We start from the raw sequence: 22,593 nt of genomic DNA, 5'->3' as shown, positions 1-22,593 counted from the left end.
GATGGTCGCCGCCGCGTCTGTTTCAGGGTGCCTTGGCCTTGCTGGAAGCCGTCACGGCGGCAGCCGTACCACCGCCCAGGCTGCGTGAGAGGAAGGCAAGCAGCCGGGTGTAGTAATCGCGCTGGTTCGCTTCGCTGTACAGGCCATGCCCCTCGCGTGGGTAGTACACCGCTTCCACCGGTACGCCGGCCTGCTTCAACGCAGCCTCCATGCGCTCGGTGTGCTGCACGGGCGCGCGCAGGTCTTCACGACCGGCGGCCAGCAGCACCGGCACGGTGATGCCCGCCGCCAGATTGACCGGCGAAACCGCCGCCAACGTTGCCGGGTCGCCCAGCCACTGCTGCAGGTAGGTCACGCCTGAAGCCCGATCCTGGATGTCGCCACGCTTGAACATCAACGGCAGGTCGTACACGCCGACATAGCCTGCCGCGCACTGGTACAGCCCCGGCTCGCGCACGGCCCCCATCATCGCCGAGTAGGCGCCGTAGCTGGCGCCATAGATGCAGATGCGTCCGCTGTCGGCGATGCCCTGGCTGATCGCCCACCGGGTGGCGTCGGTCACATCGTCCTGCATCGCGCGGCCCCATTGCTGGGCAGCGGCCTGCGTATGCGCGCGACCGTAGTTGCCCGAGCCACGGAAGTTGACCTGCAGCACCGCGTAGTCGGCGTCGGCCAGCAACTGGTTCTCGCGCTCGAAACCGCCGTCATCGAACACGCCGATCGGGCCACCGTGCGGGACCACCACCATCGGCAGATTGTGCCCATCACTGCCCCTGGGCAGGGTCAGGAAGCCGTGCAGCGGCAGGCCATCCCGCGCAGCCAGGGTGATCGGACGCACGGCGGCGGCGCCCTCGCGATCGAACCAGCGATGGCGACTGGTGAGAAAAGCGGCGTTGCGGGTGGCGGTGGTGTACATGAAGTAATCGCCGGGATTGGTCGCCGAGCTCACCTTGACCAGCAGACGCGTGCTGTCGCGCGTGCCGGAGACCAGACTCACCACCTGCCCGGGAAACGCCTTTTCAAGCTTGCGCTGGATGCGGGCGGTCGGCGACTGCTCATCGAAGAAGGCTGTGCGCGTAACAGCGCCGACGAACTGGATGCCCACCGGTACGCGCGTGCCAGGTTGGTAGACCACGCGGGTAGGGTCAACGGTATCGTCCTGCAGCAGCGTACGCCGCTCCCTGCTGACCGGGTCCCAGCTGACCACTGCATCGGGTCCGCGGGCCTGTTCCACCACCAGGTAAGCCAGGTGGTTGTCGGCAGAGAAGCCGATCGGCCGTTCGATGCGGTGGCTGTTGCCTTCGTCGTTGATCAGCGTCCAGCGATCGGGCCCTTCGCGGTAGTAGAGCTTGTTGACGTTGTCGGCGGCGGCGCCGTGGGCGAAGCGCAGCTCACCTTGATTATCGGTGGTGAACGTCGCGCGCTGCACCGGTGAACGCGAAACGGGAATGCGGCGCCCGGTGATGACGTCCATCCGCTCCAGCCGCGTATTGGTGTCGTTGGCAAATGGCCACAGCGAGATCAACACGTTGCGTTCGTCGGCAGGCAACGGATCGGTCAGGAAGGCGGCAACCGGCTCGACCACGCGCCCGGTCACGAAGCCGGGCTCATCCGGGCGGGCCCGATAGCCGACCAGAAGATCACCGCGTTTGCCATTGGCATCGATGGCATACAGTTCGCCTGTCGGTCGTGGCTGGTCCAGTGGCCCCCATTTCTCGGCCAGGCCGATCAGCAGGCGGGTGTCACTCACCCAGTCGACCTCGGCTGCATGATTGTTGCGCGGTGGGCGGAAGTTGCCGACCAGTTCCATCGTGTCGGTACGCAGGACCGCCACGGCGGTGGCGCCCTCCAGCGGCAAGGTCATGGCCAGGTACTCGCCGGTGGGCGAGAGCTGGATGTCGTTGAACTCTGCGCGACGCACATAGCCGTCCAGCGAAACCTCCGCCGCCTCCACCCCAACCGTGCCACAGATGGCCATCACTGCGGCCACCACCCTTGCATGCTTCATGACGTCCTCCTTGAAGCCGGGCATCCCCCTGCCCGGCACAGTGTCCGCTGGCTGCGGCGGGTTTGCCTCAGGGCGCCTTGTCAGCCCCCGCGGTTGCGCTGGCGCTGGCAGTGCTGCCGCCCAGGCTGCGCGACAGGAAGGCCAGCAGCCTGCTGTAGTACTCGCGCTGATGCTCTGGCCGGTAGAAACCATGGCCTTCGGTGCGGTAATACAGGCTCTCCACCGGCGAGCCGGCCGCCTTCAGCGCGGCTTCCATGCGCTCGGTGTGCTTGATCGGCGCACGCGTGTCTTCGCCGCCTGCAGCAAGAAACACCGGCACCTTCACCTGTGCGGCCAGATTCACCGGCGAACGGGCACCCAGCGTCTTCGGATCACCCACCCATTCGCGATGCCACGTCATGGCCGAATCACTGGACTGGGCGTCATTGGTGAACATCAGCGGCAGGTCGTACACGCCGACATAGCCGGCCGCGCACTGGTACAGCCCCGGCTCGCGCACCGGGCCCATCATTGCCGCGTACGCGCCATAGCTGGCGCCATAGATGCAGATCCGGCTGTTGTCGGCGATGCCTTCGGCGATCGCCCAACGCGTGGCGTCGGTCACATCGTCCTGCATGGCCGCGCCCCACTGCCTGGCGCCGGCCTGGGTGAAGGCCCGGCCGTAGTTGGACGAACCACGGAAGTTGACCTGCAGCACGGCATACCCGGCCGCTGCCAGCATCTGCGATTCCCGGTCGTAGCCGCCGCTGTCGAAAACGCCGATGGGGCCACCGTGGGGCACCACGACCAACGGAAGATTGCGGCCGCTGCTGCCGTTGGGCAACGTCAGGAAGCCATGTAGTGCCGTCCCGTCGCGCGCCTTCAACGAGAACGGACGCACGCTGGCAGCCAGCTTGGGATCGATCCACTCGCTGCGGCTGACCAGATGTTCGGCGGCCTTGGCGCGGGTATCGAACAGATAGAAATCGCCGGGGTTGCTGCCCGACCACGTCTGCACCACCACCTTGCTGCCATCGCGGGTACTGGAGGTGATGAATACCGGGCCACCGAACGCCGCTTCCAGGCTGCGGTATTGACGCGCATCGGCGCCCTTTTCATCGAAGAACCGGGTGCGCGGTACGTCCCCCAGGTAGAGCGCGCCTACGGGCACGCGGGTGCCCGGGCGACGGATGATCACGGAAGGATCAACCACCGCATCCCGCAGCACCTCACGCCGTTCGCCCGTCTGCGGATTCCAGCTGACGATGGCGTCGGGGCCGCTGGACTGCTCGACCTGCAGGTAAGCCAGCGTGCCATCCTCGGAGAAGCCCAGCGCGCCCTCGATCCTGTGGCTGAGCGACTCGTCATTGACCAGCGACCACTGCGCGTTGGTGCCGGCGCGGTAGTACAGCTTGTTGACGTTGTCCGACGCCGCACCGTGGGCGAAGCGCACTTCACCCTTGTCATCGGTGGTGAAACCGGCACGCTGCACCGGTGAGCCGGAAATGCGCACGCGGCGCCCGCTGACCACATCCAGCCGCTCCACGCGGGTATAGGGATCATCGGCAAAGGGCCACACCGCGATCAGTACATTGCGGTCATCGCCGTGCAGCTCGTCGGTGAGGAATGCCGCGACCGCCTCGACCTTCTTCGGCTGGATGCGCGTGCCCAGCCCACGGCCCTGCACGCGATAGCCGACCAGCAGTTCGCCGCCCTTGCCATCGACATTGACGCCGTAGAGTTCGCCGGTCGGTTGCGGAGTATCCAGCGCACCCAGCTTCTCGGCCAGGCCGACCAGCAGTCGATCATTGCTTACCCATTCGAAACTGTTGGCATGGTTCTTCGCCTGTGGCCGGAACACACCCGCAGGCTTGCGGTCGGACGTGCGAAGGATGACCAGCGCGGTGGAATCGTCCAGCGGCACGGTGCCGGCCACATAGTCGCCCCCCGGCGACAGCTTTACATCCGAAAACGACTCGGGCTTCAGGTACTTCTCCAGGTCCACCCCGCCGGTACCTGCCGACGTCCCACCCACCACCGCGCACAACAGCGCGGCAAGTACAGTCCTGCGCATCCTTCCCCCTCCCTGCCCGGACACCCTGTCCAGATGGGCCGATTCTAGGCAGGCCGACGATGGCTGCGCCAGTGACGAGCGCGCCATCGCCAGACTCAGGGTGCCTTCGCCGCAGTACCGCTGGTCGGCGTTTGTGCGGTGGCTCCTCCCAGGCTGCGCGACAGGAACGCCAGCAGGTGAGCGTAGTAGTCACGCTGATTGGCCAGGTCGTACAGACCATGCCCTTCGTTCTTGTAGTAGAGGGCCTGCACCGGCATGCCGGCCTGCTTCAACGCCGCTTCCATCCGCTCGGTATGCACCACCGGTGCGCGCTGGTCTTCGCGACCGGCGGCCAGCAGCACCGGCACGCCCACCTGCGCGGCCAGGTTGACCGGCGAGCGTTCGACAAGGTCCTTGGGCCGTCCCAGCCACTCACGCAGGTAGATCAACCCGGATTCGTCACTCTGGATATCCCCGCGCGCATACATCAAGGGCAGGTCGTAGATACCGACGTAGCCTGCGGCACAACGGTATAGACCCGGCTCGCGCACCGTCCCCATCAGCGCTGCATAGGCGCCGTAGCTGGCCCCATAGATGCAGATGCGTTCACGGTCGGCAATTCCCTGTTCGATGGCCCAGCGCGTGGCATCGGTCACATCATCCTGCATCGCCGCGCCCCACTGTTTGCGCGCGGCCTGCGCATGCGCGCGCCCGTAGCCCGCCGAGCCACGGAAATTCACCTGCAGCACCGCATAGCCGGCGGCGGCCAGCATCTGCGTCTCGGTGGAGTATGTGCCATCGTCCAGGACCCCGATCGGGCCGCCATGCGGCACCACCACCATCGGCAGCGCGCGCTTCGGCGGCCCCGGCGGCACGGTCAGGAACCCATGCAGGGGCCGCCCGTCACGGGCCTGCAGGGTAATGGCGCGTACGTCGGCACTCTGCGCCGGATCGATCCAGTCGCTGCGGCTGATCAGGTGCCGCGCGTGCTTGCCTACGGTGTCATACAGGTAGAAATCACCCGGGTTGCGGCCCGACCAGGATTCCACCAGGACGGTGCTGGCGTCGCGGGTGCTGGAGGTGATGTACACCGGAGCACCCAGCGCGGTTTCCAGGCTGCGATACAGCCGCGCATCCTCCGAGGTCTCATCGAAGAAGCGCGTGCGTGGGGTACTGCCCAGGAACAGCGCGCCCACCGGCACCTGGGTACCGGGGCGGTGGATGATGCGTGCGGGGTCGGCGATCTCATCGCGCAGAACCGTTCGCCGCTCGTTGCTCTGCGGGTCCCAGCTGACGATGACGTCAGGGCCCTCGGCCTGCTCCACCTGCAGATAGGCCAGGCGGCCGTCGGCCGAGAATCCAATGGCCGCTTCGTTGCGCTGGTTCGAAGCCTCGTCGTGCAACAGTACCCATTCGCTGCTGGCACCCGCGCGGTAATACAGCTTCTTTCTGTAGTCAGGTCCGACGCCGTAGGCGAAGCGCACTTCGCCTTGGGCATCGGTGGTAAAGGCAGCCTGAGCGATCGGCGCGCGTGCGACCGCATTGCGGCGACCGGTGCTCACGTCCATGCGTTCGATCTGGGTGGCAGCGTTGTCGGTGAACGGAGTGACCGCCACCAGCACATTGCGATCGTCGTCCTTCAACTCATCGGTGAGGAACGCCGCCACCATTCCCGCAGGCTTGACCTTGATGTTGGTACCCAGACCGGTTTCGGCGGTGCGGTAGCCAACCAGCAGTTCTCCGCCCTTGCCGTTCGCGTTGATGCCGAACAGTTCGCCGGTGGGCGCAGGTCGATCCAGTACACCCAGCTTCTGCGCCATGCCCACCAACAGGCGTTCATTGCTTACCCAATCGAAGGTGTGGGCGTGGTTGTTGCGGGGTGGGCGAAAGGTCCCGACCATCTTCATGTCGGCGATCCGGTAGATCGCCAGCGCGGTGCCCGCCTCGATCGGAACCGTCGCGGCTACGTACTCGCCGCCCGGCGAGATCTTGATGTCGGCGAATGCTTCCTGCCGCAGATAGCGGTCCAGATCGACGACGCCGGTACCCGCCGACGCCCCGCCCACCACCGCGCACAACAGCGCGGCAAGTACAGTCCTGCGCATCCTTCCCCCTTCCCGCCCCGGACACCCCGTCCAGGTCGGCCGATTCTAGACAGGCGAGCGACGCATCCGCCAGATGGGCAGAAAAAACAACGGCACCGTTGCCGGTGCCGTTGTTACCACTACCTTGGAGAGAGAGTCAGGACGTGGGTTCGGGGGGCGTGCGCCGGGTCAATGAACCCCGCGCACCGCCAGAGTGAGGGCCAGGATGCTGAGGATCACCGCGATGGTGCCGTCCAGCACGCGCCAGGTGCTGGGCTTGGTGAACAACGGTGCCAGCAGGCGCGCGCCCAGGCCCTGCGCGGTCAGCCACAGGCAGCTGGCGGTGACCACGCCGGCGGCGAAGGCCATGCGCGCATTGCCGAAGTTCTCGGCGATCGAACCGATGACCATCATGTCCAGCCAGAAGTGCGGGTTGATCAGCGAGAAGCCGACCGCCGCCATCAGCACCGCACGGCGGCTGCCGTCATCGCTGTCGGCTTCGCCCATGCCGCCGCCGCCGGCGATCGCACGGCGTGCCGACTTCATCGCATACCAGGCCAGGAAGGCCACGCCAGTCCAGAGGACGGCGCTGGTCAGCCACGGCAGCGCCGTGGTGAGCGTGCGCAGGCCGGCCACGCTGGCGAAGATGAAGATCGCATCGATGGCCGCGCAGGTGGCCACCACCGGCACGATGTGCTTGCGCAGGATGCCCTGACGCAGGATGAAGGCGCTCTGGGCGCCGACCACGGCAAACAGGCCGATGCCGGTAGCCGCACCACTGAACCAGGCACCGAGGCCGGTGCTGGCGGAGATGACCGAGAACATGGGATTCACTACCTTGTCTTGCTTGGGGGGAGCGGTGCCTCGCGAAGGCGGACAGCACCGGAACGGGCGCCATTGTCGCGCCGCAACATAGAAAAGACGAGCTAAACTTACTAAACCAACATTAGCGGAACTTAATCTCCATGCGCATCGACCATGCCCAGCTGCGGGCCTTGGCTGCGGTGATCCGCGAAGGCAGCTTCGACCGTGCCGCGCAGTCGCTCAACGTCACCCCCTCGGCCATCTCGCAGCGGGTCAAGGCACTGGAAGACCGCATCGGCCGGCTGCTGGTCAAACGTGGCACGCCTGCGACCGCCACCGCCGAAGGCCAGCTGCTGGTGCAGCTGGCCGAGCAGACCGCCCTGCTGGAGCACGACGCCCTGCACCGCATGGGCCTGGCCGACGAGGACCTGCCGCAGGCCAGCATCCCGGTGGCGGTGAACCACGACAGCCTGGAGACCTGGTTCCCGCAGGCCGCGCAGCAGTTCGCGCAGGGAACCGGCACCACCCTGGACCTGCGGGTGGAAGACCAGGACCACACCGTCGAACTGCTGCGCCAAGGCACCGTACTGGGCGCGGTGACCACCCTGGACGAGCCGGTGCAGGGCTGCCAGATCCACGCGCTGGGCAGCATCCGCTACGCCGCGACCTGTACGCCGGAGTTCCGCGAGCGCCATTTCGCCAAGGGCGTGACCGCGCAGGCGCTGGCGCAGGCACCGGTGCTGGTGTTCAACCGCAAGGACGACATGCAGTCGCGATTCGCCCGGCGCATGGCCGGCGCCGACCTGCCCAGCACCGCGCCGACCTGGTGGATTCCCTCCACCCGCGCCTTCGTGCAGGCCAATCTGGGCGGGCTCGGCTGGACGATGAATCCACTGCCGCTGGTGAAGCGGCATCTGGATGCAGGACGGCTGGTCTACGTGCGGCAGCGCGCGTGGGAAGACGTGCCGCTGTACTGGCAGCACTGGAAGGGCGACGTGCAGACCATGGCCCTGCTGACCCGGGCGGTGCTGGACGCCGCCTCGGCACTGGTGCAGCGCAGGCGCTGAGAAGAGGGCACCGAGGGGATCAAGTCCTTCTTGCCACAAACGACTTGATCCCTACGTCCCCTTTTTGTGCAAGCATCGGCGCAACCGACGAGGGGGCTGGCTGATGGAAACCGAACCGGTATTCCTGCATATCCGCGTGGTGATGGGGATCATCCTCGGCCTGTCCATCACCACCCTGCTGAAGGGGTTGGCGCAGATCATCGAACACCCGCAGCGGCGTGGCTGTTCGGCGCTGCACCTGTGCTGGGTGATGTGGACGCTGGTGTCGCTGGTCACCTTCTGGTGGTGGGAATTCCGCCTCGTCGAAGTGCACCGCTGGACGTTTGAAACCTATCTGTTCGTGATCACCTACAGCGCGACCTGGTTCCTGCTGTGCGCGCTGCTGTTTCCCGACGACCTGCGCGACTACGGCAGTTACGGCCACTACCTGATGCAGCGGCGACGCTGGATCTTCGGGGTAATCGCGATATTGACGCTTCTGGACCTTGTGGACACCGCGATCAAGGGAGGAAGCCGATGGCGGCTGCTGGGCGATGCCTACCCGTTGCACACGGCGCTGATGCTCATCGTTGCGGCGCTGGGATGGCATCTGCGCAGCGCGCGCATGCAGCTGGTGCTGGCCGCAGCGACGCTGGCCTATCAACTGGGTTATTTCGCGGCGGAATACTTCACCATCGGCAGTGATTGAAGACCGCCGCCGTCTCCATCCAATCTCCATGCAGGTCGTCCACACTCATGCGGTTCCGTTCGACCCCAGGTTTCCCATATGACGATCCACTACCGCGATGCCCTCCCCGATGATGCCGCTGCCTGCATCGACCTGCGCGGACGCACCCGCGAGAACGCCTTCAGCGCCGCGCAGCTGGCCGAACTGGGCATTACCGGGGAGAGCTGGGCCGCAGGCATCGCCGATGGCGATTCGATTGGCCGCATCGCGTGCGAGGGCGAGCGGATGGCCGGCTACTGCTTTGCCGACCGCGAAAGCGGCGAGGTGCTGGTGCTGGCCCTGCTGCCGGAATTCGAGAACCGCGGCATCGGCCGGCAGCTGCTGCAGGACGTGGTCAGCCTGGCCCGCGATGCCGGCCACACCCGCCTGTTCCTGGCCTGCTCGGCGGACCCGCGTTCGCGCTCGTATGGCTTCTATCGGCATCTGGGCTGGAAGGCGACCGGCGAGATCGACGAGGCCGGTGACGAGATTCTTGAGCTGTCTTGACGCGCGGCGCTGGAAACAGCCGCCGGGCATGGCCCGGCGAGACCGGGGATGGGGTCGAACGCGCAGGACGGATGCTGCGTTGCATCAAAATCGGACCAGAAGCGGTTAAAATTGCCCCTGGAATGCTGCAAGGCGTTGTTTCTTCACGCTCTTTCTCTGCTTCTTGCGCATCCTGACCCCTTCCCCCCGCCAACGATTCCGCCCCCATGAAGAAATTTGGCAAGGCCCTGCTCGCCCTGCTCGTGCTGCTGTTGCTGGTCGCCGCACTGTTCCTGTACTGGCCGCTGACCCAGCGCTCGGTGCCCGCCGCGAGCAACGACAAGCCCGTCGATGTCGTGCTGGTCGGCGCCGGCATCATGAGCATCACCCTGGCCACCTACCTGCAGGAACTGCAGCCGGACTGGAACATCCAGGTCTACGAGCGCCTCGACGGCGTCGCCGGTGAAAGCTCGGACGGCTGGAACAACGCCGGCACCGGCCACTCGGCATTCGCCGAACTGAACTACACCCCGGAACTGCCCGATGGCAGCATCGAGACCAAGCGTGCGGTCGGCATCGCCGAATCGTTCGAGGTCTCGCGCCAGTTCTGGTCGCACCAGGTGAAGGAAGGCCGGCTGAGCCAGCCCAGCGACTTCATCAACCCCACCCCGCACATGAGCTTCGTCTGGGGCGATGACAACATCGCCTACCTGCACAAGCGCCAGCAGGCGCTGGTGAAGAATCCGCTGTTCTACGGCATGCAGTACTCCGAAGACCCGGCGCAGATCAAGCAGTGGGCACCGCTGCTGATGGAAGGCCGCGACCCGAAGCAGAAGGTCGCCGCGACCTGGATGCCGCTGGGCACCGACGTCAACTTCGGCGTCATCACCCGCCAGCTGACCGCCGGCCTGCAGCACAGCCCGAACTTCGGCCTGCACCTCAACCATGAGGTCAGCGCCCTGCGACAGAACGCGGACAAGAGCTGGAACGTGACGGTGAAGGATCTCAAGGCCGGCACCGAGTCCACCACCCACGCCCGCTTCGTGTTCATCGGAGCCGGTGGCGCTGCGCTGAAGCTGCTGCAGATGTCGGGCATCCCGGAATCGAAGGACTACGCCGGCTTCCCGGTGGGCGGCCAGTTCCTCGCCTTCCAGGGCCAGGACGTAACGTCGCGCCATGGGGTGAAAGCCTACGGCATGGCTGAAACCGGTTCGCCGCCGATGTCGGTGCCGCACCTGGATGCGCGCAAGCTGGATGGCAAGCCGGTGGTCCTGTTCGGGCCGTTCGCGCTGTACAGCACCAAGTTCCTCAAGCATGGCTCGTGGTGGGACCTGTATTCGTCGGTCAACCACAACAACGTCGGCCCGATGCTGGAAGTGGGCAAGGACAACCTGGACCTGGTGCAGTACCTGATGGGCCAGGCGCGCCTCAACGACGCCGATCGCCAGGCCGAACTGGTCAAGTACTTCCCCAACGCCAAACCGGGCGACTGGAAGCTGGTCACCGCTGGCCAGCGCGTGCAGATCATCAAGCGTGATCCACTGAAGGGCGCGGTGCTGCAGTTCGGTACCGAGATCGTGACCGACAAGGACCACACCCTCGCTGCGCTGCTGGGCGCCTCGCCGGGTGCCTCGACCTCGCCGCCGATCATGCTCGACCTGATGGCCAAGGCCTTCCCGGAACAGATGAAGGCCGGTTGGGAAGCGCGCCTGCGCGAGATCGTGCCGTCGTACGGCCGCAAGCTCAACGACAGCGCTGCGCTGACCAACGAGATCCGCACGCTGACCAGCCAGACCCTGCACCTGCCCTACCTGGAGGTCCCGGTGGAAGCAGGTACGACGCCGGCCCTGGCACCAACGGCCGCGCCGGCCCCGGCGCCGGCCAAGGAAAAGCGCAACGCCAACGAGGAACTGCAGGCGCTGTAAGCCTGCGCTTCCCATTGGACGGAAACGGACGGCCACCTTCGGGTGGCCGTCTTCGTTTGTGCAGCCCCCACCTGTAGAGCCGAGCCTGCGCTCGGCTACTCCTCGCGGTTGCCGACAGCCGAGCATGGGCTCGGCTCTACAGAAATCCCTTCCACACGTCGCAAAGCCGCTGCGCAATGACGCGAATTGTAATGTTGTTAAGAATTATTTACATTTGCGTCCTGCACAGTGGCCGCGCCGCTCCCAGATGGACCTGATGTGCCCGAAGCCGCCGCCCGGGTGCTGGACGACTGTTGCCGCCCCTTCCCCGCCTTCACGCTTCGAGCCCGCCATGTCCCTGACTCTCCGTACCCGCCTGCCCCGCCGTGCGCTGCTGCCGGCTGCCCTGCTGTCCTCCCTCGCCGTGGCTGCACCGTCGGCGTTCGCCGAGGTCGCCTCCGACGCCTCCGACGCCAAGACCCTGGACCGGGTGAGCGTGCGCGCCGAACTGTCCGCGCCGCCGTCCAGCACCACCCGCCTGCCGATCACCCTGCAGGAAACGCCGCAGTCGTCCACGGTGATCGGTCTGCAGCGCCTGCAGGACGAATCGCTGTTCAGCCTCAACGACGTGATGCGCAATGTCACCGGCGTCAGCGTGTCCTTCTATGACACCCAGCGCCCGCTGTACTACGCGCGCGGCTTTGCCATCACCGATTTCCAGGTGGACGGCATTCCCACCTACAGCGGCTCGACCAACCAGGAATACGACACCGCCTTCTACGACCGGGTGGAAGTGATCCGCGGCGCCAACGGCCTGCTCAGCGGCGCCGGCGTGCCGTCGGCCACGGTGAACCTGCTGCGCAAGCGCCCGGGCAAGGAGTTCGACGCCTCGTTCTCGGTCAGTGCCGGCAGCTGGGACTACCGCCGCATGGAAGCGGACGTGACCGCTCCACTGACCGCCGATGGCCGCTTCCGCAGTCGCGTGGTCGCCGCCTACACCGACCGCGATTTCTATTACGACCGCTACAAAGAGAACAAGATGGCCGGCATGGCCGTGCTGGAAGGCGATGTGACCGACAGCACCACGGTCACCGTCGGCTACCAGACCCAGGACAACAACCCGGTGGGTTCGACCTGGGGCACCGTGCCGTTCTTCGACAGCAAGGGCAACTTCGCGCATCTGCCACGTTCGACCAACCTGGCGCCGAAGTGGAGCTACTGGCAGCGCGAGACCAGCACGGTATTCGCCAACCTGGAACAGCGCTTCGGTGAGAACTGGCTGTTGAAGATCAACACCGCCTACACCCGCGGCAACGTGCAGAACATGCGCCTGTACGGCACCGGCAATCCCGATCCGGTGACCGGCGCGGGCATCTACCTGCGCACCGCCGCCGGCGATTCGGAAGACACCCGCCGCAACGTCGACGCCTACCTGACCGGCACCTTCAACCTGTGGGGCCAGGAGCACGACGTGACCGTGGGCGCACAGTGGGCCGACCTGGAAGGCACCACCAACACGCTTGCGCTGAACTACCCGCGCGACTGGGCGCGCTGCGGCAGCGAACGCTGCTACTACATCCCCAACGTGCACACCTGGGATGGCGACATCTCCGAAGTGACCTACACCCTCACCGGCGCGCGCCGCGTGGCCAAGACCACGCAGAGCGGCTTCTACCTGGCCACCCGCCTGCGCCTGGCCGACCCGCTTGCGCTGATCGCCGGCGCACGCCTGAGCCGCTGGCAGACCCAGACCCGCGCCTACAACGCGGCCGGCGCCTACACCGCCACCAGCGGCGCGTACAAGGTGAGCGATGAAGTGACCCCGTACGTGGGCCTGGTGTACGACATCACGCCGAACGTGGCGGCCTACGCCAGCTACACCGAGATCTTCAACCCGCAGAACTACAAGGACCGCAACGAGAACCTGCTGGCACCGGTGCAGGGCTCCAACCTGGAAGCCGGCCTGAAGACGCAGTGGTTCGACGGCCGTTTGACTGCCAACGCAGCGATCTTCGAGGCCAAGCAGGACAACTACGCGGTGCGTGACATGGGCGTGCCGGAAGGCTCACTGAGCGACGGCAGCTCGGCCTACATCGGTGTCAACGGCACCAAGGCGCGCGGCTGGGAAGTGGACGTCAACGGCGAGATCCTGCCGGGTTGGACGGTCAACGCTGGCTATACCCACGTCAAGGTGACCCGTGCGGCCACCGACCTGCTGTACGCCAACCCTGCCGAAGACCTGCTGCAGCTCAACACCCAACTGCAGCTGCGCGGCGCGCTGGAGCGCCTTAGCGTGGGTGCCGGCGTGCAGTGGCAGAGCAAGGTGCAGGGCTACAACATCCCCTACCCGGTGGGCGCGGGCACCACGGTGACGGTGAACCAGCCGTCCTATGCGCTGGTGCAGTTCAACGCCAACTATCGCATCAGTGACAACTGGACGGCGACGCTGAGCGTGCGCAACGCGCTGGACAAGACCTACTGGGCCAACCTGGACTACAACAACTACGGCGAACCGCGCTTCGTGGCGGCCAGCCTGCGCTGGAAGTTCTGAGGCGCGCAGCGGAAACGGTGGGTGCCGACCGGTGGTCGGCCGACGCTCCGCCGCGACCAACGGTCGTGGCCCACCTGAATGGGCCCGCCTCTGCGCGGGCCTTTTCTTTGTTGCGCTGCGGGTTGCACATGCCTCCATAATTATGGCGTAATTATTCCAACGCCATTCGGAAGTCCGTCGATGAACCCGAGCTGGGACACGCTGGAGCGGGGCCGCCAGGCGCGGCTGGAACGCGCCGCGCCATGGGCCAGGGGCCACGAGGTGGCGGCCGCCGATGTCGCCGAGCTGCTGCACGCACTGCTGGAGCCGGGCGACAAGGTCTGTCTGGAAGGCAACAACCAGAAGCAGGCCGACTTCCTTGCCCAGGCGCTGGCCGACCTCGACCCTGCACGCGTGCATGACCTGCACATGGTGCAGTCGGTGCTGTCGCTGCCCTCGCACCTGGATGTGTTCGAGCGCGGCATCGCCTCCAGGCTGGACTTCTCCTTCTCCGGGCCGCAATCGGTGCGGCTGGCCAACCTGGTGGCCGAAGGGCGCATCCAGATCGGTGCCATCCACACCTACCTGGAACTGTTCGGCCGCTACTTCATCGACCTCACCCCGCGCGTGGCACTGGTCGCGGCGCAGGCCGCCGACCGCCACGGCAATCTCTACACCGGCCCCAACACCGAAGACACACCGGTGATCGTGGAGGCCACCGCATTCGGTGGCGGCATCGTCATCGCCCAGGTCAACGAGATCGTCGACACCCTCCCCCGCGTCGACATTCCTGCCGACTGGGTCAACTTCGTGGTGCAGGCGCCGCGCCCGAACCACATCGAACCGCTGTTCACCCGCGACCCGGCGCAGATCTCCGAGATCCAGGTGCTGATGGCGATGATGGCGATCAAGGGCATCTATGCCGAGTACGGGGTGAACCGGCTCAACCACGGCATCGGTTTCGATACCGCGGCCATCGAACTGCTGCTGCCGACCTACGCCGAATCGCTGGGCCTGAAGGGAAAGATCTGCCAGCACTGGGCGCTCAATCCGCACCCGGCACTGATTCCCGCGATCGAATCGGGCTTCGTCAAATCAGTGCACTCGTTCGGGTCGGAACTGGGCATGGAGAAGTACATCGCCGCGCGCGGGGATGTGTTCTTCACCGGCGCCGACGGTTCGATGCGCTCCAACCGCGCGTTCTCGCAGACTGCAGGACTGTATGCCTGCGACATGTTCATCGGCTCCACGTTGCAGATCGACCTGCAGGGCAACAGTTCCACCGCCACCCGCGACCGTATCGCCGGTTTTGGTGGTGCACCCAACATGGGCTCTGATGCACGCGGCCGCCGCCATGCCAGCGACGCCTGGATCAAGGCGGGGCAGCAGGCCGCGCGGCCGGGCGAGATGCCGCGCGGGCGCAAGCTGGTGGTGCAGATGGTGGAAACCTTCCGCGAGCACATGGCACCGGCCTTCGTCGATCGCCTCGATGCCTGGGAGCTGGCCGAACGCGCGGCCATGCCGCTGCCGCCGGTGATGATCTACGGCGACGACGTCAGCCATGTGCTGACCGAGGAAGGCATCGCCAACCTGCTGCTGTGCCGCAGCCCGGAAGAACGCGAGCAGGCGATCCGCGGCGTGGCCGGCTACACCGCCGTCGGCAGGGGCCGCGATCGCGCGATGGTGGAAAACCTGCGCGACCGTGGAGTGATCCGGCGCCCCGACGATCTCGGCATCAACGTGCGTGACGCCAGCCGCGATCTTCTTGCCGCACGTTCGGTGAAAGACCTGGTGCGCTGGTCCGGCGGTCTGTACGACCCGCCCAAGCGCTTCCGCAACTGGTAAGGGGCACGCGATGGAAACCCTCGACTATCGATTCGACGGCACGACGCCTGTGCACTTCCCCACCGATGCAGTGCTGGTGGGCGTACTGGCCTCGGGCAACCTGGAAATCCTGCTGGAACCGGCCGACCTGGACGGTGCGATGACGGTGCGCATCATCACCGCCGCGCGTGGCTTCGGCACGGTATGGCAGGCGGTGATCGCCGACTTCGCCCAGCGTCACCCCCTGCGCGATGTACGCGTGTCGATCAACGATGCCGGCGCCACACCGGCCGTGGTCAGCCTGCGTCTGGACCAAGCGGTTGAGACCCTGCATGCCGGAGGCCAGCCATGACGCTTGCACAGCGCAACAGCTATTACGAAGCCGATGCCCGCGCGCGCATCGCCGGCCTGCTCGATGCAGGTTCGTTCCACGAATTTCTCGGCCCTGCCCGACGCGCGATCAGTCCGCACTTGGCGCAGCTCGACCAACCGGCCGCCTTCGACGATGGCATCGTCGTCGGCGAGGGTCGCCTGCGCGGCAAACGCGTGCTGGTGGCCGCGCAGCAGGGGGAATTCATGGGCGGCGGCGTGGGCGAGGTGCATGGCGCCAAGCTGACCGGCCTGCTGCGCCGCGCGGCAGACACCCATCCCGATGGCGTGCTGCTGCTGCTCGATACCGGTGGTGTGCGCCTGCACGAAGCCAACGCCGGCCTGATCGCCATTTCCGAGATCATGCGCGCCACCTTGGGTGCGCGTGCGGAGGGGGTACCGGTCGTGGCGCTGATCGGCAGTGGCAATGGCGCCTTCGGCGGCATGGGCATCGTCGCCCGCTGCTGCAGCACGGTGATCATGTCCGAAGAGGGACGGCTGTCGCTGTCCGGTCCGGAGGTGATCGAGACCGTGCGCGGCGTGGAGGAATTCGATTCGCGCGACCGCGCATTGGTGTGGCGGGTGACCGGCGGCAAGCACCGCTATCTGATCGACCAGGCGCAGGTGCTGGTGCCCGATGCGATCAGCGCGTTTGCGCAGGCGGCCTTTGATGCGCTGCAGCCGGACACCGCAAGCACCGACACCGACGCGGCACTGGCCGCGTTGCAGGCACGCCACGCCGCATTGAAAGCGCGCGTGGAGGCATGGGGCGACTGCAACGATGGCCTGCAGATCTGGGCACGCCAGGGCGTAGCGGACCCAGAACGCCTGGCGCTGCTGGAAACCGATGTCTTCCTTGCTGCCACCGCTCACCGGAGCCTGCCATGAGCATGCCATTGACTACTCTGCTGGACGCGCTGTTCCCGCGTGGCCATGCAATCGCGGTGAATGATTCGGTACTGACCGGAACAGCGACCACCGACGACGGCGAGGTGACCGTGATCGGCACCACCGACAAGATCGAAGTAGGCGTGGACCACGCCCTGGTGCTGGCCGATACGGTGCTGGCCAGCACCGCTGCACATCCGCAGCGTCCGATCGTGATGCTGGTCGATACCGCCGGCCAGCGGCTGGCGCGCCGCGATGAACTGCTGGGCATCAACGGCTACTTCGCCCACCTCGCACAGACCCTGGACCTGGCCCGCCGTCGTGGTGCGCGCCTGGTCACGCTGGTCTATGGCGAATCGGTCAGCGGCGGTTTCCTGTCATTCGGGTTGATGGCTGACCACATCCATGCCCTGCCCGATGCGCAGGTGCGGGTGATGGACCTGCGCGCGATGGCAAGGGTGACCAAGCAGCCGCTGGAAAAACTGCAGGCGCTGAGCCTGACCTCGCCTGTGTTCGCGCCGGGCGTGGAGAACTACGTGGCGATGGGCGCAGTGCAATCGCTGTGGGATGGCGACCTGGCGCGTCACCTGCTGGACGCACTGCGCGCACCCGCCGACGGTGACCATCGCGCCGCGCTTGGCGCCGAACGGGGTGGCCGTACATTGGCTGCGCGGGTGGCCACTGCAGTGAGCCAGGGCAATGCCTGAGCGGCCCGCCCGGCATACGCTGGTCTGGCTGTCGGTCGATGCCGATTGGCGGGCCGACGTACCCACGCACGAGCCGCGCCTTGCCGCGTGGCTGGCGCACGGCTTCCCTGCCGTAGTGGCACGTCGTGCGGCGGATGATCCCGATCCGCGCCTGCGACTGGGCGTTCCACTGCCACCGGCCGAAGGCAAGCAGAGGCTGTCATTGCGCGTACCGCTGCACGATGTCGCTCGCATGCACGCACCGCCGGCATTGAGTGAGCTGCTGGCGGCAGGCGACGCCGTGGTTCCGCAGGCGTGGCAGCAATCGCTTCACGACCTGCAGGCACTGGCCCCGGCCCATGTGTTCGGCGCCTTCGCTTGGCAATGGCTGACCACCCTGCCCTACGTGCATGAGCGTTCGGACATCGACCTGCTATGGCAGGTGACCGATGCCGCGCAGGCCGAGGCGCTGATCGCGCAGTTGCTGGCATGGGAGACCCGCCATCCGCATCGCCTTGATGGCGAGCTGTGCCTGCCCGATGGTGGCGCGGTGAACTGGCGCGAACTTGCCGGCCGCAGTCGCCAGGTGTTGGTGAAGCGCTTGGACGGAGCCGCATTGGAAGCGCGCGATACGCTGTTCGCCACGCGCGAGGCGATCGCATGATCGCCGCCCGCAAGCCGTTGCCTGCATGTGGCGCAGTGGTCGACAGCGCACGCCTGGGACGGCTGGCCATTGCCAGCCTGCACACCGAGCTGGCCTGCGCCCCGAAACCTGGCCTGGTCACGCCGTTCAACAGCGGCAGCCATGACGACATGGATGCCAGCACCTTCCTGCGCAGCCTGTTCGCCCTGCGCCACTACTTCACTGCGGTGGCAAGGGCCGGTGCCGCGGGGGCACCCTTCACGGTGCTGCGCGATCACGGTATTGCCGCCGAAACGGCCATGCGGGCCGCCACCGGCGGCATCAACACCCATCGCGGTGCGATCTTCAGCCTTGGCTTGCTGGTGGCCGCCGCGGCTGGGTGCCGGCGCGTGCATGGCCATGCCGTATCCGGCGCGCAGGTGTGCCTGGCGGTCCAGCAATGGAAAGACGCGCTCATCGCGGCGCCACTGGACCCGCACAGCCCGGGACAGCGCGCGCGTGCACGTCATGGGGTCAGCGGCGTACGCGAGCAGGCTGCCGCGGGTTACCCGGTGCTGCGCGAACTGGCCCTGCCCACCCTGCGCCACGCGCTGCACAGCGGCCTGCCGCGCGACGCCGCGCTGTGCCACACGCTGATGCAACTGATGGCGCAGGTGGACGATCTGAACCTGCTGCACCGTGGTGGCGCCGAGGGCCTGCGTTGGGCGCAGCAACAAGCAAGCGCATTCCTTTCCTCGGGCGGCGCCTTCGCGCCGGACTGGCGCATGCGCCTGCAGTCCATGGGCGAAGCCTTCGTGATGCGTCGGCTCAGCCCGGGTGGCAGTGCCGATCTGCTGGCCTGCGCCTGGTTCCTGCTGCAGCAGGAGGGTGCATGAGCCTGGCCCTGCTCTGCCCCGGACAAGGTGCGCAGCATCCGGCGATGTTCGACCGCGTGCGTGGCATCGCCGTTGCACGCGCGGTACTGGACGCGGCGGGCGACGTGCTGGGACGCGACGTGTTCGCTGCCGCGGCCGCCGACGACCGCTTCGACAACGCACAGGCGCAACCACTGCTGTGCGCTGCCACCATCGCGCAATGGCATGTCCTGCGCGACACCCTGCCCAGCCCGATCGTGCTGGCCGGGTACAGCATCGGCGAACTGGCGGCGCATGCCGTCGCCGGTAGCTTCGACGCTACCACCTGTCTTTCGCTGTCGGCCCAGCGCGCGCGCCTGATGGATGCTGCCAGTCCCGCCGGTGCGGGCATGCAGGCCATCCTCGGCCTGGATCGACAGACGCTCCAGCCGCTGTGCGACACGCACGGCGCGCACGTGGCCATCGCCAACGGCGCAGACCACTTCATCGTTGGCGGCACGCAGCAGGCACTGCGGTCGCTGGCCGCTGCCGCGCACGAGCGGGGTGCGGAGGTACGCCTGCTGCCGGTGCATGTGCCGGCGCACACGCCACTGTTGTCGGCGGCAGTCGAACCGTTCGCCGCAGCGCTGCAGGCCACCACCCTGCATGCTCCTCGCCTGCCACTGCTGGCCGGCATCGATGCACGGCCGGTACGCGACACCACGACGACGGTGCATACGCTGTCCGCGCAGCTGGCGCAGACCATCGAATGGGCACAGGTGATGCGCCAGGCATTCGAGCGCGGCGCGCGTGTGTTCCTGCAGCTGGGCCCGGGCAACGCGCTGGCACGCATGATCGCGCCGGCCTATCCGTGCTGCGAGGTGCGCGCGATCGAGGAATTCCAGAGCCTGGACGGCGCGGCGGCGTGGGTCCGCAGCGCGCTGCAGCGGCTGCAGTAACGGGTTTGAGCAGTAGCGGGTTTGAGCAGTACGTAACGCGCAGTACGTAACAGGCCCTACCCCGGGATGGCGGGCTTCCATCCGTGCAGTACGCGAATCAGGTGTCTGGGAGGGCGCATGACTCCACAAATTGCAACGATCATCGGTCTGGTGATCATGTTCATCGTCGCCACCGCGATGCCGATCAACATGGGTGCCGTCGCCTTCGCGCTGGCCTTCATCGTCGGCGGGCTCTGGGTCGACATGGGAGGCAAGGAAGTCCTCGCTGGCTTCCCGGGCGACCTGTTCCTGACCCTGGTCGGCATCACCTACCTGTTCGCCATCGCGCAGAAGAACGGCACCATCGACCTGCTGGTGCACTGGGCGGTGAAAGCGGTACGCGGCCATATCGTCGCCATCCCGTGGGTGATGTTCGTGATCACCGCCGTGCTGACCGCCTTCGGTGCGCTGGGCCCGGCCGCGGTGGCGATCATCGGCCCGGTCGCACTGCGCTTTGCCAAGCAGTACCACATCAACCCGCTGATGATGGGCCTGCTGGTGATCCATGGCGCGCAGGCGGGTGGCTTCTCGCCGATCAGCGTGTACGGCAGCATCACCAATGGCGTGGTGCAGAAGGCCGGGCTGGAAGTCACCGAAATGGCCGTGTTCCTGACCAGCCTCGGCTTCAACTTCATGATGGCGACGATCTGCTTCTTCGCCTTCGGCGGCATCGCGCTGCTGCGTCGCGGTTCGATCACTGCGGCGGGCACGGTCGGCACCGCGGAACTGGCGATGGCCGGTGGTCCGCAGGCCTCATCGCGGCAGTTCGCCATTGAAGGCCACGGTGCGCTGGTCGCGGCCGGTGGTGGCACTCTGTCCAACGATCCGGTGGCACTGGATGCGGTGGGCCTGACCCGCGAGCGCCTGTTCACCCTGATCGGTCTGCTCGGCCTGGGCGTTGCGGCACTGATCTACAACCTCAACGTCGGCCTGGTTTCGATCACCGTTGCCGTGGTGCTGGCACTGCTGTCGCCGCAGAGCCAGAAGGGTGCGGTGGATGGCATCAGCTGGTCCACCGTGCTGCTGATCTGCGGCGTGGTCACCTACATCGGCGTACTCGAACATGCCGGTGCCGTCGACTTCATCGGCCACGGGGTTTCCAGCATCGGCATCCCGCTGCTGGGCGCGCTGCTGGTCTGCTACGTGGGGGGCATCGTCTCCGCATTCGCCTCGTCGGCAGCGGTGCTGGGTGCCACCATTCCGCTGGCCGTGCCGTTCCTGATGCAGGGCCATCTCAGCGCCGCTGGCGTGATCTGCGCGCTGGCCGTGTCCTCCACCATCGTCGATGTCAGCCCGTTCTCGACCAACGGCGCATTGGTAGTGGCCTCGGCCGCGAAGGAAGAACGCGAAACGCTGTTCCGCCGCTTCCTTGTCTACAGCGGCCTGGTGGTGGCATTCGGTCCGCTGCTGGCCTGGCTGGTGTTCGTGGTGCCGGGCTGGATGTAAATGCCTGCGGTAGTGCCGGTCGCTGGCCGGCACTACCTGGCGTTACACTTTGTGCATGGCCATTGCTCCCGCTCCGCGTACTCCGAAGAAGCGCGCCCCTCTGTACGAAGAGGTGGCCGAGCACGTGCGCGAGCGGATCTACGACTACCGCCTGCCCCCGGGCGAGTGGATCGACGAGCCGGCGTTGTGCGAGGAACTGGGTATCAGCCGCACGCCGTTGCGCGAGGCACTGAAGCTGCTCGCCGCCGAAGGCCTGGTGCAGATCGATGCGGGCCGCGGTGCGCGGGTCACCCGATTGACGCTGGAAGACCTCAACCAGCTGTTCCCGGTGATGGCGATGCTGGAAGGACGCTGTGCGCATGAAGCGGTCAAGCACATCGACGACGCCGGCGTGCAGCAGCTGGAAGAGCTGCACGCGGCGATGGAAACGGCGGCCGCAGACGGCAACATCGCCGAGTACTACCGCAACAACTACCTCATTCACGAGACGGTGCAGCATTACGCCGGCAACCCGTGGCTGATCCGCATCACCCACGACCTGCACCGCATCCTGAAGATGCACCGTGGCCGCCAGCTGCTGGCGCCGGGCCGCACCGCGCAGTCGCTGGCCGAACACCGCGAACTGATGGAGTGCTTCCGCCAGCGCGATGCCGCGGCCGCCGAACGCACGATGGAACGGCACCTGCTCAGCCAGGGCCAGGCCCTGGCCGCGTATGTGGCCAGCGGCGGATTGCTGAACGTGCCCGCGCCGTTGCCGACCGAAGGCGGAAGCTGAGTTCATGGGGTTGCCGGCCAGCGGCCGGCACTACCAGGGCGAGGCCAGGTCACGGTAGTGCCGGCCGCTGGCCGGCAACCAGGAACCTTGCGTCAATCGCCACCGCCACAGCTGCCGCCGTCACCGCCCCCACCGCTGTCGCCGCTGCCGCAGTCCGAGCTGCTGTAGCTGTGGTGGCTGTTGCTGTCGCCGGAATAGCCGCCGGAGAAATCGGCGGGTCCACCGCCACTGCCATCGCCCCGCGCGGGTGAGCCATCGGCGGTGGCCATCGCCATGCACACGATCGCGCCGACCAGCGGCAGCAGCCACACCACCAGCAGCTGCCCGGCGCGGCTGCTGACGGGAAGGTCGTCGCGCCCCAGCACCACGAAGCTGGCCACCAGGTTCAGCCCCAGCACCAGGGCAATCAGGACGAGGGTCACAGCCAGCATGGCGCAGCTCCTTGCGACGGGTTTGGGCCCGCAGACGATACCACCGCCGCCGGTTGGCCCTGCCTGTCATGAAGATGGG

At 66.7% G+C, this 22,593-nt stretch carries 19 protein-coding genes; 14 read left to right on the top strand and 5 right to left on the bottom strand.

What is annotated here, in order from left to right:
• Positions 1-22: 22 nt before the first annotated feature.
• From MRBLST15_RS18355 to MRBLST15_RS18340, 4 genes are all read right to left on the bottom strand, one after another.
• The gene (locus MRBLST15_RS18355) at positions 23-2,008 is read right to left on the bottom strand and encodes an alpha/beta hydrolase family protein (RefSeq protein WP_367787242.1); all 1,986 of its coding nucleotides are present in this window, start codon (positions 2,006-2,008) and stop codon (positions 23-25) included.
• Positions 2,009-2,075: 67 nt separating this feature from the next.
• Entirely contained in the window at positions 2,076-4,061 is a 1,986-nt protein-coding gene (locus MRBLST15_RS18350; protein WP_367787240.1) for an alpha/beta hydrolase family protein, read from the bottom strand.
• A gap of 95 nt (positions 4,062-4,156) precedes the next feature.
• Positions 4,157-6,145, bottom strand: coding sequence for an alpha/beta hydrolase family protein (locus tag MRBLST15_RS18345; RefSeq protein WP_312704473.1), 1,989 nt, complete (start codon positions 6,143-6,145; stop codon positions 4,157-4,159).
• Between the two features lie 168 nt (positions 6,146-6,313).
• Positions 6,314-6,949, bottom strand: a complete 636-nt coding sequence (locus MRBLST15_RS18340; RefSeq protein ID WP_367787238.1) for a LysE/ArgO family amino acid transporter — start codon at positions 6,947-6,949, stop codon at positions 6,314-6,316.
• Positions 6,950-7,089: 140 nt separating this feature from the next.
• Between MRBLST15_RS18340 and MRBLST15_RS18335 the strand changes: the two genes are divergently transcribed.
• From MRBLST15_RS18335 to MRBLST15_RS18270, 14 genes are all read left to right on the top strand, one after another.
• Positions 7,090-7,995: a LysR family transcriptional regulator ArgP gene (locus MRBLST15_RS18335; RefSeq protein ID WP_100551831.1), complete on the top strand. Its 906-nt coding sequence runs from the start codon at positions 7,090-7,092 to the stop codon at positions 7,993-7,995.
• A gap of 103 nt (positions 7,996-8,098) precedes the next feature.
• Positions 8,099-8,683 carry a hypothetical protein gene (locus tag MRBLST15_RS18330; RefSeq protein WP_346559524.1) on the top strand — a complete coding sequence of 195 codons (585 nt, stop codon included), beginning with the start codon at positions 8,099-8,101 and terminating at the stop codon, positions 8,681-8,683.
• Between the two features lie 78 nt (positions 8,684-8,761).
• Complete coding sequence (locus MRBLST15_RS18325; protein WP_265953364.1) at positions 8,762-9,208, top strand: GNAT family N-acetyltransferase; 447 nt, start codon at positions 8,762-8,764, stop codon at positions 9,206-9,208.
• Positions 9,209-9,414: 206 nt separating this feature from the next.
• Positions 9,415-11,112 (top strand): malate dehydrogenase (quinone), encoded by a 1,698-nt coding sequence (mqo, locus tag MRBLST15_RS18320; protein ID WP_367787235.1) that lies wholly within the window; start codon positions 9,415-9,417, stop codon positions 11,110-11,112.
• Between the two features lie 331 nt (positions 11,113-11,443).
• Complete coding sequence (locus tag MRBLST15_RS18315) at positions 11,444-13,642, top strand: TonB-dependent siderophore receptor (protein WP_367787233.1); 2,199 nt, start codon at positions 11,444-11,446, stop codon at positions 13,640-13,642.
• A gap of 180 nt (positions 13,643-13,822) precedes the next feature.
• On the top strand, positions 13,823-15,466 hold the full coding sequence (gene mdcA, locus MRBLST15_RS18310) for a malonate decarboxylase subunit alpha (RefSeq protein WP_265953361.1): 1,644 nt from the start codon (positions 13,823-13,825) through the stop codon (positions 15,464-15,466).
• 10 nt (positions 15,467-15,476) lie between these two features.
• Positions 15,477-15,797, top strand: coding sequence for a malonate decarboxylase acyl carrier protein (mdcC, locus tag MRBLST15_RS18305; RefSeq protein WP_367787231.1), 321 nt, complete (start codon positions 15,477-15,479; stop codon positions 15,795-15,797).
• Entirely contained in the window at positions 15,794-16,702 is a 909-nt protein-coding gene (locus MRBLST15_RS18300) for a biotin-independent malonate decarboxylase subunit beta (RefSeq protein WP_367787229.1), read from the top strand. The genes mdcC and MRBLST15_RS18300 overlap by 4 nt, the downstream gene beginning before the upstream one ends.
• Positions 16,703-16,704: 2 nt before the next feature.
• Entirely contained in the window at positions 16,705-17,409 is a 705-nt protein-coding gene (gene mdcE, locus MRBLST15_RS18295) for a biotin-independent malonate decarboxylase subunit gamma (RefSeq protein ID WP_265953367.1), read from the top strand.
• Positions 17,402-18,052: a malonate decarboxylase holo-[acyl-carrier-protein] synthase gene (gene mdcG, locus MRBLST15_RS18290; protein WP_367787227.1), complete on the top strand. Its 651-nt coding sequence runs from the start codon at positions 17,402-17,404 to the stop codon at positions 18,050-18,052. The genes mdcE and mdcG overlap by 8 nt, the downstream gene beginning before the upstream one ends.
• Positions 18,049-18,906, top strand: coding sequence for a triphosphoribosyl-dephospho-CoA synthase MdcB (gene mdcB / locus MRBLST15_RS18285; RefSeq protein WP_265953358.1), 858 nt, complete (start codon positions 18,049-18,051; stop codon positions 18,904-18,906). The genes mdcG and mdcB overlap by 4 nt, the downstream gene beginning before the upstream one ends.
• Positions 18,903-19,823 (top strand): malonate decarboxylase subunit epsilon, encoded by a 921-nt coding sequence (gene mdcH / locus MRBLST15_RS18280; RefSeq protein WP_367787225.1) that lies wholly within the window; start codon positions 18,903-18,905, stop codon positions 19,821-19,823. Before mdcB ends, mdcH begins: the two co-directional genes overlap by 4 nt.
• A gap of 117 nt (positions 19,824-19,940) precedes the next feature.
• Positions 19,941-21,308: an SLC13 family permease gene (locus MRBLST15_RS18275; protein WP_100551821.1), complete on the top strand. Its 1,368-nt coding sequence runs from the start codon at positions 19,941-19,943 to the stop codon at positions 21,306-21,308.
• 55 nt (positions 21,309-21,363) lie between these two features.
• Entirely contained in the window at positions 21,364-22,083 is a 720-nt protein-coding gene (locus tag MRBLST15_RS18270; RefSeq protein WP_099819348.1) for a GntR family transcriptional regulator, read from the top strand.
• A gap of 92 nt (positions 22,084-22,175) precedes the next feature.
• Here the strand turns inward: MRBLST15_RS18270 and MRBLST15_RS18265 are convergent, their stop codons facing one another.
• Positions 22,176-22,514: a hypothetical protein gene (locus MRBLST15_RS18265; protein WP_265953355.1), complete on the bottom strand. Its 339-nt coding sequence runs from the start codon at positions 22,512-22,514 to the stop codon at positions 22,176-22,178.
• Between the last annotated feature and the right edge of the window lie 79 nt (positions 22,515-22,593).

This window comes from Stenotrophomonas sp. LST15-1-1.1 (genome assembly GCF_040815575.1).
GTDB classification, from domain to species: Bacteria; Pseudomonadota; Gammaproteobacteria; order Xanthomonadales; family Xanthomonadaceae; genus Stenotrophomonas; species Stenotrophomonas lactitubi_B.
The sequence above is the reverse complement of the archived record's forward strand: the minus strand, read 5'-3'. Positions and strand labels throughout refer to the sequence as shown.